The sequence below is a fragment of the Xylophilus rhododendri genome (assembly GCF_009906855.1).
GTDB classification, from domain to species: Bacteria; Pseudomonadota; Gammaproteobacteria; order Burkholderiales; family Burkholderiaceae_C; genus Xylophilus; species Xylophilus rhododendri.
Map to the genome: position 1 here is coordinate 3,000,982 of NZ_CP047650.1, position 14,197 is coordinate 3,015,178.

The following is a 14,197-nucleotide window of genomic DNA, read 5'->3' on the forward strand; positions in this document are numbered from 1 at the left end:
GGGGTACCTCCTGTTTCGGTGGATCAGGCGCTGGCGACGGCCTGGGCGTGCACGTCCAGCGCCGGCGTGGCGGCCAGCAGCTCGCGGGTGTAGGGGTGCTGCGGGCGGTCGAAGATCTCGTCGCGCGAGCCGCTCTCCACGATCAGCCCGTGCTGCATCACCACCACCCGGTCGGCCACCTGCTCCACCGCCGCCAGGTCGTGGCTGATGAACATGCAGGCGAAGCCGTACTGCTCCTGCAGCGAGCGGAACAGGGCCAGCACCTGGGCCTGGATCGTCATGTCGAGCGCCGACACCGGCTCGTCGGCGACGATGAAGGCCGGCCGGCGCACCAGGGCGCGGGCGATCGCCACCCGCTGGCGCTGGCCGCCCGAGAGTTCGTGCGGGAAACGGCCGCCGAAGTCGGCCAGGCCCACCTCGGCCAGCGTCTCGTCGATGCGGCGCGCCCTGGCGGCCTCGTCCATGGCCGGCAGGTGGCGCAGCGGTTCGGCCACCAGGGCGCGGATGCGCATGCGCGGATCGAGCGAGGAATACGGGTCCTGGAACACCAGCTGGCAGCCCATGCGGAAGTCGTGCAGGGCGGCGCCGCCGGCCTTCAGCACATCCTGGCCGCGGAACAGCACCTCGCCCGCGCTGGCCGGCGCCAGGCGCAGCATGGCGCGGCCCAGGGTGGTCTTGCCCGAGCCGCTGCCGCCGACCACGGCGACCGTCTCGCCGGCGCGGATCTCCAGGTCGAGCCGGTCGATGGCCAGCCGCTGGCTGCGTTTTCCGAACAGGCCCTGGCTGCGCACCGCATAACTGACGGACAGGCCGCGCGCCGCGATCAGGGTGTCGCCGGATGCCGCGGCCGGCCGCGCCGCGGCGCGCCGGGGGATGGCCGCGATCAGCTGCCGGGTGTAGTCGGTCTGCGGCCGGTAGAGGATCTGCGCGGCGGGGCCCGCCTCCATCTGCCGGCCGCGCTGCATCACCACCGCGCGCTGCGCATAACGCGCCACCAGGCCCAGGTTGTGGGTGATCAGCAGCACGGCGGTGCCGTCCTCGCGCGCCAGCTCCACCATCAGGTCGAGCACCTCGCGCTGCGCCAGGTTGTCCAGGGCGGTGGTCGGCTCGTCGGCGATCAGCAGGCGCGGGCGCAGCAGCATCACGCTGGCCAGCATGATGCGCTGGCGCATGCCGCCGGAGAACTCGTGCGGATAGGCCTGCAGGCAGCGCTCGGGATCGCGGATCTGCACCCGCTCCAGCATCGCCAGGCAGCGCGCCCGGATCTGCGCCGCGCCCAGGCGGGTGTGCAGGCGCATGCCCTCGGCCATCTGGGTGCCGATGCGGTGCGCCGGGTTGAGCGACACCATCGGCTCCTGGAACACCATGCCGATGCTGCCGCCGCGCAGCTCGCGCATGCGCCGCACGCCGGCGGACGACAGGTTCTCGCCGCCGAAGCGCACCGCGCCGGCGGTCTGCCGGATGCCGGCGGGCAGCAGGCCCAGCACGGTGCGCGCGGCCAGCGTCTTGCCGCTGCCGGATTCGCCGACCAGGGCGACGAACTCGCCCCGCTCGATCTGGAAGTTCAGGTCCTCGACCAGCACCGCGCCGCTGGCGGCCTCCAGCCGCAGGTGCTCGATCGACAGCACGGGGCCGGACGGCGCGGCGTTCGCGGCGGCGCTCATCGGGCGGCCATCCGCGGGTCGAGCCGGTCGCGCAGCGCGTCGCCCAGCATGTTGATGCCCAGCAGCGTGAGCGCGATGCACAGGCCGGGCGCCACGCCCAGCCAGACGGCGGATTCCAGATAGGGCCGCGCGCCCGCCAGCATGTTGCCCCAGGTGGGTGCCGGCGGCGGCACGCCCAGGCCGAGGAAACTCAGCGCGCTCTCCGACAGCAGCACCCAGCCGAACATGCTGGTGGCCAGCACCGCCACCGGCGCCAGGCAGTTGGGCAGCACATGGCGGGCCATGGTGTAGGCCTCGGAATTGCCGATCATGCGCGAGGCCTCCACATATTCCTTCTCGCGCAGCGACATCACCGTGCCGCGCACCACCCGCACCACCGAAGGCGCATAGGCCAGCGACAGCGCGGCCACCACGCCCCAGCGGTTGGCGCCGAAGACGGCGGTCAGGCCCATCGCCAGCAGGATGCCGGGGAAGGCCAGCAGGGTGTCGTTGAAGGTCATCAGCACCCGGTCGGTCCAGCCGCGCAGAAAGCCCGCCAGCACACCGACCACGGTGCCCAGCACCACCGCCAGCACCACGGTGCAGATCGCCACGCTGGCGCTGGTGGAGGCGCCGGCCATGACGCGGCTGGCCACGTCGCGGCCGAACTCGTCGGTGCCCAGCCAGTGGCTCCAGGACGGCGGCTGCAGCTTGGCGCGCAGGCTCAGGCGCAGCGGATCGAAGGGGGTCCAGACGAAGGCGGTGGCCGCCAGCGCGCACATCGCACCGACGAGTGCGCCGCCGAACCAGGCGCGGGCATGCAGTTTCATGAGGCCGCCACCCGCGGATCGAAGAGGGGATAGCAGAGGTCGACGACCAGGTTGATCACCACGTAGATGCAGGCGGTGAACAGCAGGCAGCCCTGCACCACCGGATAGTCGCGGCCCAGGATGGAGTCCACCAGCAGCCGGCCCAGGCCCGGCAGGGTGAACACCGTCTCCAGCACCGCGATGCCGCCCAGCAGGTGGCCCAGCACCAGGCCGATCAGCGTCAGCGTGGGGCTGAAGGCGTTGGGCAGCACGTGGCGCCACAGCACGCCCCATTCCGACACGCCCTTGGCGCGGGCATGCGACACGTATTCCAGCCGCAGCACCTCGATGGCGCTGGCGCGCGACATGCGGGTGAGCACGCCGACCTCGATCAGCACCAGCGTGGCGACCGGCAGCACCAGGTAGACCAGGCCCTGCACCAGGTCCTGCCCCATCGGCACATAGCCCACCACCGGCAGCCAGCCCAGGTGCAGGCCGAACCACAGCAGCAGCAGCAGGCCGAGCCAGAAGCTGGGGATGGACAGCATCAGCGTGGAGACGGCGACGATGGCGAAATCCAGCGGCCCGTTCTGCTTCCAGGCCGCCAGCAGGCCGGCCGGCACCGCGATGGCCGCGGCCATGGCGACCGCGCTCAGCACGATGGAGGCGCTGACCTGGAAACGCTCCAGGATCAGCGGCAGCACCGGCTGGTCGCTGGTGATGGAGCGGCCCAGGTCGCCCGCCAGCACATGCTGCAGCCAGTGCAGGAACTGGCTCCACAGCGGCAGGTCGAGGCCCAGCTGCTGGCGCAACTGGGCGATCTGGGCGGCATCCGCGCCGTCGCCCAGCATCAGCTGGGCGGGATCGCCGGGCACCATGCGGATCAGCGTGAACACCGCCACCGCCGCCAGCAACAGCGTGGGCAGCGAGGAGGCGATGCGGCGGACGACGTAGGCGAGCATGGCCGGGTCCGTCCCGTCAGCCGATGGCGGCCGGCGCGGGCGCGGAACTCTCCGGCTGGATCTGCATGTCCAGGGTGAAGCGGCTGAACTCCTTGTTGAGCGCCGGCAGCATCGCCACCTCCATCACGCCCAGGGCCGGCTCCATCACCACCATGGCGACGGTGGCGCTGAGGTTGGTGGTCAGGCTCTGGCGCGGCGGGCGGCAGACGGCCCAGGGCGTCTCGAAGTCGTCGAACAGGGCGGCCTTCATCGAATCGAGGGTGACCTGGCCGGCCCTGGCCTGCGGCTCCAGCAGGGAGCGCACGCGCAGGTCGCGGTAGAGGCTGTCGGGCATGTTCGCCACGCCGGCCTCCTTGAGCTTGGACAGGGCCACCGGGCTCTGCCAGTGGTTGGCATGCACGATCAGGCCGTCGCTGGGGTGCAGCAGGAAGGTCTCGTCCGGCGCGCATTCGAAGTCGATGGCGATGCCGTGCACATGGCTCAGGATGTTGTTGACCGAGGCCGACTTGGGCGTGGTGTAGATGCAGTGCATGGCCAGCGCCAGGCGCTGCTGCTCCAGCACCTTGCGCCGCACGAAGGCCACCGGCAGGCCGACCTGGCGGTAGTCGCGGTCGGATTCGAGGTAGTTGGCGGTGATGGCGATGCCGGCCGCGTTCAGGCCCACGCGGGCCAGCTGGCCGGCCTCGCAGAAGGTCATCAGGTCGGGGCCGTCCTCGCGCCGCACCTTCAGCACCACCGCGGTCTCGGCGCATTCGGCCTTCCAGTCCCAGTTCAGGCCGTGCAGCAGGCGGCCGGAGGCGGTGGCCTCGCGGGTGGCCACCACGCCGGTGCAGCCGTCGGGCTCGGCATCGACGATGTCGCCGGGCTGCAGCGGCTGCTCGCCCCGGGCGCGCCGCTTGGCCAGCTGCAGCAGCTCGGTGCGGGCGTTGAGCAGCACGATGGCCTCGAAGGGCTGGCCCGCGCCCTGCGCCATGCCGCGCATTTCCTCGACATAGGCGGGCTCGAACTTCTCGATCACCGGCAGGTACTGGGCCACGGCGGCCACGATGTCGTCCCAGCCGAACTTGGCCGCCGCCAGCTGCGCGATGTAGTGGCCGGCGCCGATGCGGATGCGCTCGGCGGCCTGGCTGCCGTAGGAGACGCCGCGCTCGAAGGGGGCGCCGGAAACTTCGATGAATTGGCAGGGCTTGACCATGGGTGCGCTTCTTGCTGCAGGTTTTGAACGGCTTGTCGTTTGAATTATGTGGATATAAAACGCAACGAGCAAGCGCTTGATCGTTGCTGAATCCAAGATGAAATACGAATGGTGAAAATACTGTTCTCGACTTGGTGGTTTTATGTGATCATTTAAATCTCATGCCCTGGATCGATTCCGGCCGGCATCCGAGACAATGGACCGCATGACCGCCACGCCACCGGAACCCAAGTTGTCGCCCCTGCACCTCCAGCTCGCCGCCCAGGTGGTGGAGCTGGCCCGCGGCCGCGCCCTGCCCGCCGGCTCCGCGCTGACCGAGCTGGGCCTGGCCCAGCAACTGGGGGTGTCGCGCACGCCCATGCGTGCGGTGCTGGGCTTTCTGGCGGCGCGGGGCGTGGTCGAGCGCGACGGCGACGGCAAGCGCACCGGCTGGCGCCTGCGCCGCGATGCCGCCGGGCTCGCGCCGGTCGAACTCGAGGCGCCGGTGGCCGACGCCGACCGCCTCTTCGTCGAGATCGCCCGCGACCGCCTGACCGAGCAGCTGCCGGTCGATGTGTCCGAGGCCGACCTGATCCGCCGCTACGGCGTCAGCCGCCCGACCGTGCTGAAGGTGATGAACCGGCTGGCCGAGGTGGGCCAGGTGGAGCGCAAGTCCGGCCGCGGCTGGACCTTCATCCCGCCCTCCTACGACACCGCCACCCGCCTGGAGAGCTTCCGTTTCCGCATGCTGATCGAGCCCGCCGCCCTGCTTGAACCCGGCTGGAAGCTGGACCCGGCCTGGGCGCAGAACATGCGCCAGCGCCACGAGGACATGCTCGCCCGCCCCTGGCAGGACAGCAGCGCGGTGGCCCTGTTCGAGCTCAACGCGGAATTCCACGCCGGCCTGGCCGCGGCCTCGCAGAACCGGTTCTTCCAGCTCGCGGTCGAGCAGCAGAACCGCCTGCGGCGCTTCGTCAACCTGAACTGGAAATACGGCCGGGAGCGTGTCGAAGTCTCCTGCCGCGAGCACCTGGAGATCCTCGAGCGGGCCGAATCCGGCGCGCTCGAGGTGGCCGCCTCCCTGATGCGCCTGCACCTGCAGCGCGCCAGCGCCCTGCCCCAGGAAAAGACCTGAGCCCGCCCCGGGCACCCACGGAGCACCATCGCCATGAACCCATCCGCCAGCCCGCCAGACAAACGCTATCCCGCCGTCCTCCGCACCCGCCTGCGCCACAGCGATTTCGCCCCGCGCGAGCAGCGCCCGCGCTGGCCGGGCGGCGCGCAGTGCGCGGTGGTGATCACGGTGGATTACGACGGCGCCTCCAACGAGGCCGGCCGCGGCTGGCCCGCGCTGGGCATCCATTCGGCCGGGCGCTACTCGGCGCGGCGCGGCGTGCAGCGCTACCTCGACCTGCTGGAGCGCCGCGCCGTGCCCTGCACCTTCTTCGTGCCGGGCTACGACGCCGAGCGCTTTCCGCAGTCGGTGCGCGACATCGCCGCCGCCGGCCACGAGATCGGCGCCCACGGCTATCTGCACGAGAACTTCCTGCTGCAGCCCGACGAGGAAGTGCGCCGCCTGGGCCTGACCCACCGCATCCTGGGCGATCTGACCGGCAAGGCGCCGCGCGGCTGGCGCTCGCCGGGCGGCCAGAAGACGGCCGTCACGCTCGACACCCTGCAGGCCCTGGGCTACGCCTACGACTCCAGCGACAAGGACAGCGACATGCCCTATCTGCTGCGCATGCGCGACGGCGGATCCATGGTGGAGATACCCAACAACACCCTGAGCCTGGACGACTACCCTTGGTATGCCGTCTCGCGCACGCCGGTATCGGAGGTGCAGGCCCAGTGGTGCCGCGAGTTCGACGCCATCCACGCGGCCGGCGGCTTCTACATGCTGGTGGTGCATCCGCGCGCCAGCTGGGGCTCGGGCATGCCCTCGCGGGCGCATGCGGTGGAGAACGTGATCCGCCACATCCAGCAGCATCCGGGCGCGCGTTTCATGGAGCTGCAGGAGCTGGCCGACTGGGTCGCGTCGGATCCGTCGCAGTACGACGAGATGGCGATTTCCGGTGCCGGCGGCACCTCGGTCCTCTGAGCCAGGCAGGAGCGCACCCATGCAGAACACCCACCCACTTCCCGCAGGCCTGGCGCGGCATCCGGCCACGATCAGCATCAATGTGGACATCGAGGCGGTCGATGCCCTCGGCGCCGGCGAGGCCGGCCTGTTCGGCAAGTTCAGCTACGGCCGCTACGGCCTGCGCGAAGGCCTGCCCCGGCTGCTGGCGCTGCTGCGCCAGACCGGCATCCGGGCCACCTTCTTCGTGGTGCCGGCCGATGCGCTGCGCCATCCGCGCATGCTCGAAGCCCTGGCGGCCGACGGCCACGAGATCGCAGTGCAGACCAGCATCTGGCTGCCCGCCCATCCGACCGAAGGCAGCGAGGACCTCGACAGCCTGGCCCAGGCCTGCGAAACCCTGCGCGGCCTGACCGGCCAGGCGCCGCTGGGCTGGCGCGCCGCCAACGGCATCGTCACCACTGGCGCGCTGCGGCGCCTGGCCGAGCTGGGCATGACCTACGACAGCAGCTTCCTCGACGACGACCTGCCCTACGTGATGGGCGAGGGCGCGGCCCGGCTGGTCGAGCTGCCGGTCTTCGATTACCTGAACGACAGCATCTTCTACGGCGGCCGCCATCCCACCGACCGCGTCGCCAAGGTCTGGCAGGAGGAAACCACCGCCATGCTGGAGGCCGGCGCCTACCTGCACCTGGTGCTGCACAGCCGCGGCGACGTGGGCACCGCCCGCGAGATCCGCGTCGACGTGCTGGCCCGCTGGCTGGAGCGCACCGCCGCGCTGCCGGGCGTGGCCTTCTACCGCTGCTGCGACCTGGCGCGGATCTGGCTGGAGGGCACGCCGGCCGAGGCGGTCGAGGCCTTCGCCTCCTGAGGCCGCGTCAGGACGGCCGGTTCGCCTTCAGCGCGAGATGCGGCCCCAGGTCGCGCCGCGCCTGGTCTTCCAGCAGCCCGAGCGTGACCGAAACGCCGGCCGCGCGCAGGATCGCGATGCCCTGGCCGTCGTTGCGCGGGTCCGGGTCCAGCATCGCCACGTACACCGTCTTCACGCCACGCTCCACCAGGGTCTTCGCGCAGGAGGGCGTGCGGCCGTGGAAGGAGCAGGGCTCCAGGGTGACGAAGGCCGTCACGTCTTCGAGGCCGCCTTCGAGCTGCGCCAAAGCGCCGGCCTCGGCATGCGGATTGCCGGGCGGCTGGGTGTGGGCGCTGGCCACGATGGCGCTGCCGCGCACCAGCACGCAGCCGACCGGCGGGTTGGGAAGGCAGTCCGGCAGGGCACGCCGGCCTTCGGCGAGGGCGGCCTGCATGAAGCGGCGGGCGGTATCGGCATCCATGGCAGGAGCCTAACAGCGCGGGGTGGCTGGCTTTGACCCGGCGGCGACCGGGGCCGGGGCGCGCTGGGTAATCTTGCGGGTCCATGTCCGATTCCCTCACCGATCCCGCCACCGATCCGCCGCTCGCGGCATCCCCTCTCATCGGCCGGCCGCATGCGCGGCGGCTGCGCGACATCTACCGCTCGGCCGGCTGGCCGAGCCAGGACCTGGTCGAGGTCGAACTGCTGAGTGCCGGCCTGGTGCAGCAGCTGCACGACAGCCACGGCCGCATGTCGCTGCGGGTGACCGAGCAAGGCCTGGCGCTGATGGCGCGCAGCCTGGCCGGCAACCGCGCCGCGCTGTCGTCCCACCAGGCGCTGGAGGAGCAGGTGGCGCGGGCGATGCAGCGCGCCGGGCGCATCGTCTGGCGCGGCCTGGCCCTGCGCGCCCAGGTGCCCTGCGACGCGCCCGCCGCCGGGGCGGATGCCGCGCAGCTGGAAGACGCCGATGCGCCCCGCCCCTCGCGCTGGTGCATCGCCAAGCCGGATGTCTTCTCGATCCGCAACACCTCGGTCGAGGCCTATCTCGCACCGGTGGTGCACGAGATCAAGGTGCGCCGCTCCGATCTGCTGTCCGACCTGCGCAATCCCGCCAAGCGGGCGGCCTACCTCGATGTCAGCAGCGAATGCTGGTACGTGCTGGGCCCGGACGGCCACGGCCGGCCGATCGGCAGCGCGGAAGAAATCCCGCCCGAATGCGGCGTGATGCTGGCCGAGGGCGACCCCGCCCGGCCGCGCCTGACGGTGGCCCGCCCCGCGCCCCGCCGCGCCCGCACCCTGCCCTTCGGCCTGTGGCTGGCGCTGGCCAAGGCGACGCCGCTGCCGGTGCTGGGCGATGACGACCAGGCCCTGCTCTCACCCTGCGAGGATGATCCCGCCGCCAGCTCCTGAAAGCGTGCCGGCGCCACGCCAGGGCGCGGCCTCGTCCGACGGCCACGGCGGCGCCGGCCGCGCATGCTGTCCGGTCGGCATGGCGCGCAGGGACGGTCATGCCTTTTCCTCCATCCAACCGCGACCCGCAGGAGAGACCAGCATGATCGAGAAGTTCGCCACCGTTCATTGGGAAGGTGCAGGCAAGGCCGGCAAGGGCGCCATCAGCACCCAGACCGCGGCCCTGAAGGCGCAGCCCTACGGCTTCGCCACCCGCTTCGAGAACGACACCCAGGGCACCAACCCGGAAGAGCTGCTGGCGGCGGCGCATGCGGCCTGCTTCAGCATGGCTTTCGCCTTCGCCGCCGAGAAGGCGGGCTTTCCGACCGCCTCGGTGGACACCAAGGCCCTGGTGCGCCTGGCGCCCGAGGGCGGCGGCTTCAAGATCGACCGCATCGCCCTCACACTCGACGCCAGCGTGCCGAACATCGACGAGGCCAAGTTCCAGGAGATCGCCCAGGGCGCCAAGCAGAACTGCCCCCTGTCCAAGGCGCTGGCCTCGGTGCCCGAGATCACGCTGACCGCCACGCTGCGCAAGTAGCCAGGGAGATCCCATGAACACCCAGACTTCCCTGCTGCGCCAGGTTTGTGTGCTGGCCGCCGGCTGCATGCTCGGCCTGGCCGCCCATGCGGCCGTCCCGGGCGGCTGCAATGCCAACGAAGCCCGCAACGATCCGGCCGCCTGCAAACGTGAATCCGGCGCCGCCAAGCTGGAGGCCAAGCGCGGCAACCTCACATCGCCGGGCGCCGCCGCGGGCCGCAACGCGGCCGACCGCTGCCGCGACCTGACCGGCGGTGAAAAGACCGATTGCCTGACCCGCATGAGCGGCGGCGGCACCAGCAGCACCACCACCTCGGCCGGCGGCGCCAGCACCAGCAGTTCCACCTCCAGCAATGCCAGCGGCAGCGTGGAAGGCGGCGGCGTGATCCGGGAGACCACGACCACCACCACGACCACGGTGCCGGCCAAGCCCTGAGGGCGGCTGCGGCCGGCGCGGCTCAGGCCGCCCGGCTGCTCGCGGCCGTCGGCGCCTGCCAGCGCGCCATCAGTTCCGCCTCGCGCTGCCTGGCAGCGGCCAGGTTGCGCTCCTTGACGTGGCCGTAGCCCTTGATCATCTCGGGCAGGCGGGCGATCTCCAGCGCCAGCGCCATGTCGCCGCCGGCTTCGATGCCGGCCAGCAGCGTCTCCACCGTGGCGAGGTATGCATCCACCAGCGCGCGCTCGGTGCGGCGCTCCTCGGTCCGGCCGAAGGGGTCGAAGGCGGTACCGCGCAGGAACTTCATCCGGGCCAGCAGCCGGAAGGCTGGCAGCATCCAGGGTCCGAAGCGCTGCTTGACCGGCTCGCCACGGGCATTGCGTTTGCCCAGGATGGGCGGCGCCAGGTGGTAGTGCAGCCGGAAGTCGCCCTCGAACATTGCTTCGATCTTCTGCAGGAAACCGCTGTCGGCCTGCAGCCGCGCCACCTCGTATTCGTCCTTGTAGGCCATCAGCTTGAACAGCGATTTCGCCACCGCCTCGGCCAGGGCCTGGCGCTGGCCGCCCGCGGCCACCCGCTCGACCAGCAGGCGGTAGCGCTCGGCATAGGCGGCGTTCTGGTAGGCGGTGAGGAACTCGACCCGGCGCGCGACGATGCCGGTGAGCGACTCGCGCGGCTGGAAGGCGATCACCTGGGCGGGCGTGACCAGGGCCTCCACCGCCTGCGGCCGGTGTGCCGCCTGGCGGCCCCAGAGGAAGGCGGTCTTGTTGGCCTCGATGGCCACGCCGTTGAGTTCGATCGCCCGCATCAGCGCTGCCTGCCCCAGCGGAATCCAGCCGCGCTGCCAGGCATAGCCCAGCAGCATGGGGTTGATGTAGAGGCTGTCGCCCATGAGGCGGGTGGCGGCGGTTTCCGCATCGAAGCCGCCCAGGCCTTGCGCGCCGACCAGCCGCGTCAGCTCGGCGGCGCAGGCGTTCGACGGGTTCTGCCAGTCGGCCTGCCGCACGAAGGCGGCCGTCGGTGTGCCGTGGCTGTTCAGCGCGACATGGCTGCGGCCGGCGCGCAGGCGGTCGGTGGTCTCGTGGTGCACGGCCACCAGCGGATCGCAGGCCAGCACCAGGTCGGCCGCGGCGGTGCCGACACGGGTGGTGAGGATGTCGTCCTGCCGCTCGGCGATCAGCACATGGCTCCAGGTGGCGCCGCCCTTCTGCGCCAGGCCGGCTGCATCCTGGGTGACGATGCCCTTGCCCTCCAGGTGCGCCGCCACGCCCAGCAGCTGGCCGATGGTGATCACGCCGGTGCCGCCCACGCCGGCCACCACGCCGCCCCAGGGCTGGCCGGAGCGGCCCGACAGCGATGGCAGCTGCGGCTCGGGCAGCTCGCCCAGTTCCGCCGGTGTCGGCGCCTGCGCCTTGGCCTTCTTCTTCAGCTGGCCGCCGGACACTTCCACGAAGCTCGGGCAGAAGCCCTTGAGGCAGCTGGTGTCCTTGTTGCAACTGCTCTGGTTGATGGTGCGCTTGCGGCCGAACGGCGTCTCCAGCGGCTCCACCGACAGGCAATTGCTCTGCACGCCGCAGTCGCCGCAGCCCTCGCAGACCAGGTCGTTGATGACGATGCGGGTGGCCGGGTCGGCCAGGGTGCCGCGTTTCCTGCGGCGGCGCTTTTCGGTGGCGCAGGTCTGGTCGTAGATGAGGATGCTGGTGCCAGCCACCTCGCGCAGTTCGCGCTGGGTGGCATCGAGTTCGTCGCGGTGCCGCACGGGGGGATCGCCCGCGATCTTCACGCCCTGGTACTTGGACGGATCGTCCGTCACGATCACCAGCCGCGCCACGCCTTCGGCCTGCAGGCTCTGGCAGATCTGCAGCACGCTGTGGCCCTCGGGCCGCTCGCCGACCTGCTGGCCGCCGGTCATCGCCACCGCGTCGTTGTAGAGGATCTTGTAGGTGATGTTCACGCCCGAGGCGATGGCCTGGCGGATCGCCATCAGCCCGCTGTGGAAGTAGGTGCCGTCGCCCAGGTTGGCGAAGATGTGCTTCTCGGTGGTGAAGGGCTGCTGGCCCACCCAGGGCACGCCCTCGCCGCCCATCTGGGTGAAGCCCAGTGTCTCGCGGTCCATCCAGGTGGCCATGTAGTGGCAGCCGATGCCGCCCATGGCGCGCGAGCCTTCCGGCACCACGGTGCTGGTGTTGTGCGGGCAGCCCGAGCAGAACCAGGGCGTGCGTTCGGCCCCGCCCACGGCGGCTGCGGCATGCGCGGCGGCTTCCTGCGCATCGAGGATGGCCAGCTGCGCCTGCACCCGCGCCGCCACCTCGCCATGGTCGCGCAGCAGTCCCAGCTTGCCGATGCGGCGCGCGATGGCGCGGGCGATGAGGGCCGGCGACAGGTCGGCATTGGCGCGCAGCAGGGTGCCGCCGCTGGGGTTGGGCATGCTCCATTCGCCGCCGGAGAAGTCGCCCTCCACCTCGTCGAACTTGCCCAGCACCGTGGGCCGCACGTCGGGCCGCCAGTTGTAGAGCTCTTCCTTGATCTGGTATTCGATGACCTGGCGTTTTTCCTCGACGACCAGGATCTCCTGCAGGCCGGTGGCGAAGGCCCGCGTCAGCTGGGCTTCCAGCGGCCAGACCACACCCACCTTGTGCAGGCGGATGCCCAACCGGCGGCAGGTGTCGTCGTCCAGGCCCAGGTCGGTCAGCGCCTGGCGGGTGTCGTTCCAGGCCTTGCCGCTGGCGATGATGCCCAGGCGGTCGTTCGGACCTTCGACGGCGGTGTAGTTGAGCTTGTTGGCCCGGATATAGGCGAGCGCGGCGTACCACTTGAAGTCCATCAGCCGCGCTTCCTGCTCCAGCGGCGGATCGGGCCAGCGCACATGCAGGCCGCCGGGCGGCATTTCGAAATCGGTGGGGATGACGATCTTCACCCGCTCCGGATCGATGAGGGCGGTGGCGCTGGATTCGACGATCTCCTGGATCGTCTTCAAACCCGACCACACACCCGCGAAACGGCTGAGCGCGAAGGCATGCAGCCCCAGGTCCAGGATCTCCTGCACATTGGCCGGGAAGAACACCGGCAGGCCGCAGGCCTTGAAGATGTGGTCGCTCTGGTGGGCGGCGGTGCTGCTCTTGGCGATATGGTCGTCGCCCGCCACCGCGATCACGCCGCCGAGCGGGCTGGTGCCCGCCATGTTGGCGTGCTTGAAGACGTCTGAGCAGCGGTCCACGCCCGGGCCCTTGCCGTACCAGAGGCCGAACACGCCGTCGTACTTCTGCTGCTCGGGCGCCGTGTAGGCCAGGGTCTGCGTGCCCCAGACGGCGGTGGCGGCCAGCTCCTCGTTCACGCCCGGCTGGAACACCACATGCTGCGCGGCCAGGTATTTCTGTGCCTTCCACAGCGCCTGGTCGTAGCCGCCGAGCGGCGAGCCCCGGTAGCCGCTGACGAAGCCGGCGGTGTTGTGGCCGGCCAGCAGGTCGCGCTGGCGCTGCAGCATCGGCAGCCTCACCAGGGCCTGCACGCCGCTCATGAAGGCGCGGCCGTGGTCCAGGCTGTAGCGGTCGTCGAGGCTGGCTTCGGCCAGCGCACGCAGGACGGAATCGGGCAGGGGGGCATTCATCGCTTTGTCTCCTGTGTTGACCGCTTTTTTGGCGCGCGGCTTTTTGTCGGATCAGTGTAGGTTTTGCCCCCGGATAGGTGTTTGCGTTTATTGCCTCCAAACAGGGGTCTGGAGAAAGATCCTTTCTCTAAGAGAGGGCATATGAAGACGATCGACCGTTTCGACCTGGCCATCCTGCGCGAACTGCAGTCCGACGCCCGCCTGACCAATGCCGAGCTGGCCCAGCGGGTGGGCCTGTCGGCCGCGCCCTGCTGGCGCCGGGTGCGGGCGCTGGAGGAGTCCGGCTACATCCTGGGCTACCACGCGTCGCTCAACCGCCAGAAGCTGGGCCTGGGCGTGATGGCCTTCGTGCGCCTGGATGCCGAGCGCAATTCGGCCGGCGCCCTGCGCGAGCTGGAAGAGGCCGTGCGCCAGCTGCCGGAGGTGATCAGCTGCCACTACATCAGCGGCACCGGCACCTTCGAGCTGCAGGTGGTGGCCGAGGACCTGGACAGCTTCTCGCGCTTCGCCCTGCAGCGCCTGGCCGGGCTGCCGCAGGTCAAGGATTTGCACACCAGTTTTTCGCTGGGCGAGGTGAAGTCGCCGGCCGGACTGCCGCTGGGCCATCTGGTGCCGCAAAGCTAGCCTCTGGCGATGGACCACCGGTCCG

The 14,197-nt window shown here is 70.8% G+C and carries 13 protein-coding genes; 7 read left to right on the forward strand and 6 right to left on the reverse strand.

Annotated elements, in window-relative coordinates:
- Window positions 1-23 precede the first annotated feature (23 nt).
- The 4 genes from GT347_RS13760 to GT347_RS13775 are packed head-to-tail and all read right to left on the reverse strand — an operon-like array spanning window position 24 to window position 4,609.
- Complete coding sequence (locus GT347_RS13760) at window positions 24-1,664, reverse strand: dipeptide ABC transporter ATP-binding protein (RefSeq protein WP_160552628.1); 1,641 nt, start codon at window positions 1,662-1,664, stop codon at window positions 24-26.
- Window positions 1,661-2,473 (reverse strand): ABC transporter permease, encoded by an 813-nt coding sequence (locus tag GT347_RS13765; RefSeq protein ID WP_160552630.1) that lies wholly within the window; start codon window positions 2,471-2,473, stop codon window positions 1,661-1,663. Before GT347_RS13765 ends, GT347_RS13760 begins: the two co-directional genes overlap by 4 nt.
- Window positions 2,470-3,414: an ABC transporter permease gene (locus GT347_RS13770; protein ID WP_160552632.1), complete on the reverse strand. Its 945-nt coding sequence runs from the start codon at window positions 3,412-3,414 to the stop codon at window positions 2,470-2,472. The genes GT347_RS13765 and GT347_RS13770 overlap by 4 nt, the downstream gene beginning before the upstream one ends.
- A 16-nt stretch (window positions 3,415-3,430) precedes the next feature.
- Window positions 3,431-4,609: a C45 family autoproteolytic acyltransferase/hydolase gene (locus GT347_RS13775; RefSeq protein WP_160552634.1), complete on the reverse strand. Its 1,179-nt coding sequence runs from the start codon at window positions 4,607-4,609 to the stop codon at window positions 3,431-3,433.
- Between the two features lie 205 nt (window positions 4,610-4,814).
- Between GT347_RS13775 and GT347_RS13780 the strand changes: the two genes are divergently transcribed.
- The 3 genes from GT347_RS13780 to GT347_RS13790 are packed head-to-tail and all read left to right on the forward strand — an operon-like array spanning window position 4,815 to window position 7,536.
- Complete coding sequence (locus GT347_RS13780) at window positions 4,815-5,723, forward strand: GntR family transcriptional regulator (protein WP_229722304.1); 909 nt, start codon at window positions 4,815-4,817, stop codon at window positions 5,721-5,723.
- Between the two features lie 33 nt (window positions 5,724-5,756).
- A complete protein-coding gene (locus GT347_RS13785) occupies window positions 5,757-6,686 on the forward strand; it encodes a polysaccharide deacetylase family protein (RefSeq protein ID WP_160552638.1) in 930 nt (309 codons plus the stop codon).
- A gap of 19 nt (window positions 6,687-6,705) precedes the next feature.
- Complete coding sequence (locus GT347_RS13790) at window positions 6,706-7,536, forward strand: polysaccharide deacetylase family protein (RefSeq protein ID WP_160552640.1); 831 nt, start codon at window positions 6,706-6,708, stop codon at window positions 7,534-7,536.
- A 7-nt stretch (window positions 7,537-7,543) separates the two neighbouring features.
- On the opposite strand, the gene GT347_RS13795 is transcribed toward GT347_RS13790, so the two are convergent.
- The gene (locus tag GT347_RS13795) at window positions 7,544-7,996 is read right to left on the reverse strand and encodes a bifunctional diaminohydroxyphosphoribosylaminopyrimidine deaminase/5-amino-6-(5-phosphoribosylamino)uracil reductase RibD (RefSeq protein WP_160552642.1); all 453 of its coding nucleotides are present in this window, start codon (window positions 7,994-7,996) and stop codon (window positions 7,544-7,546) included.
- Window positions 7,997-8,079: 83 nt separating this feature from the next.
- Between GT347_RS13795 and GT347_RS13800 the strand changes: the two genes are divergently transcribed.
- The 3 genes from GT347_RS13800 to GT347_RS13810 all read left to right on the forward strand — a co-directional run bounded on the left by GT347_RS13800 (window position 8,080) and on the right by GT347_RS13810 (window position 9,941).
- A complete protein-coding gene (locus GT347_RS13800) occupies window positions 8,080-8,925 on the forward strand; it encodes a hypothetical protein (protein ID WP_160552644.1) in 846 nt (281 codons plus the stop codon).
- Between the two features lie 142 nt (window positions 8,926-9,067).
- Window positions 9,068-9,505, forward strand: coding sequence for an OsmC family peroxiredoxin (locus tag GT347_RS13805; protein ID WP_160552646.1), 438 nt, complete (start codon window positions 9,068-9,070; stop codon window positions 9,503-9,505).
- A 13-nt stretch (window positions 9,506-9,518) separates the two neighbouring features.
- Entirely contained in the window at window positions 9,519-9,941 is a 423-nt protein-coding gene (locus GT347_RS13810) for a hypothetical protein (protein WP_160552648.1), read from the forward strand.
- A 22-nt stretch (window positions 9,942-9,963) separates the two neighbouring features.
- On the opposite strand, the gene GT347_RS13815 is transcribed toward GT347_RS13810, so the two are convergent.
- A complete protein-coding gene (locus tag GT347_RS13815) occupies window positions 9,964-13,548 on the reverse strand; it encodes an indolepyruvate ferredoxin oxidoreductase family protein (RefSeq protein ID WP_160552649.1) in 3,585 nt (1,194 codons plus the stop codon).
- A gap of 141 nt (window positions 13,549-13,689) precedes the next feature.
- On the opposite strand from GT347_RS13815, the gene GT347_RS13820 reads away from it, so the two are divergent.
- Window positions 13,690-14,172, forward strand: coding sequence for an Lrp/AsnC family transcriptional regulator (locus tag GT347_RS13820; RefSeq protein WP_160552651.1), 483 nt, complete (start codon window positions 13,690-13,692; stop codon window positions 14,170-14,172).
- The last annotated feature ends 25 nt before the right edge of the window (window positions 14,173-14,197 follow it).

What these genes read in the sequence shown, in the direction of transcription:
- GT347_RS13805 (WP_160552646.1), top strand. Translation starts at nt 9,068, where the DNA reads ATGATCGAGAAGTTCGCCACCGTTCATTGGGAAGGTGCAGGCAAGGCC.
- GT347_RS13795 (WP_160552642.1), bottom strand. Translation starts at nt 7,996, where the DNA reads ATGGATGCCGATACCGCCCGCCGCTTCATGCAGGCCGCCCTCGCCGAA.
- GT347_RS13760 (WP_160552628.1), bottom strand. Translation starts at nt 1,664, where the DNA reads ATGAGCGCCGCCGCGAACGCCGCGCCGTCCGGCCCCGTGCTGTCGATC.
- GT347_RS13780 (WP_229722304.1), top strand. Translation starts at nt 4,815, where the DNA reads ATGACCGCCACGCCACCGGAACCCAAGTTGTCGCCCCTGCACCTCCAG.
- GT347_RS13765 (WP_160552630.1), bottom strand. Translation starts at nt 2,473, where the DNA reads ATGAAACTGCATGCCCGCGCCTGGTTCGGCGGCGCACTCGTCGGTGCG.
- GT347_RS13775 (WP_160552634.1), bottom strand. Translation starts at nt 4,609, where the DNA reads ATGGTCAAGCCCTGCCAATTCATCGAAGTTTCCGGCGCCCCCTTCGAG.
- GT347_RS13815 (WP_160552649.1), bottom strand. Translation starts at nt 13,548, where the DNA reads ATGAATGCCCCCCTGCCCGATTCCGTCCTGCGTGCGCTGGCCGAAGCC.
- GT347_RS13820 (WP_160552651.1), top strand. Translation starts at nt 13,690, where the DNA reads ATGAAGACGATCGACCGTTTCGACCTGGCCATCCTGCGCGAACTGCAG.
- GT347_RS13810 (WP_160552648.1), top strand. Translation starts at nt 9,519, where the DNA reads ATGAACACCCAGACTTCCCTGCTGCGCCAGGTTTGTGTGCTGGCCGCC.
- GT347_RS13800 (WP_160552644.1), top strand. Translation starts at nt 8,080, where the DNA reads ATGTCCGATTCCCTCACCGATCCCGCCACCGATCCGCCGCTCGCGGCA.
- GT347_RS13770 (WP_160552632.1), bottom strand. Translation starts at nt 3,414, where the DNA reads ATGCTCGCCTACGTCGTCCGCCGCATCGCCTCCTCGCTGCCCACGCTG.
- GT347_RS13785 (WP_160552638.1), top strand. Translation starts at nt 5,757, where the DNA reads ATGAACCCATCCGCCAGCCCGCCAGACAAACGCTATCCCGCCGTCCTC.
- GT347_RS13790 (WP_160552640.1), top strand. Translation starts at nt 6,706, where the DNA reads ATGCAGAACACCCACCCACTTCCCGCAGGCCTGGCGCGGCATCCGGCC.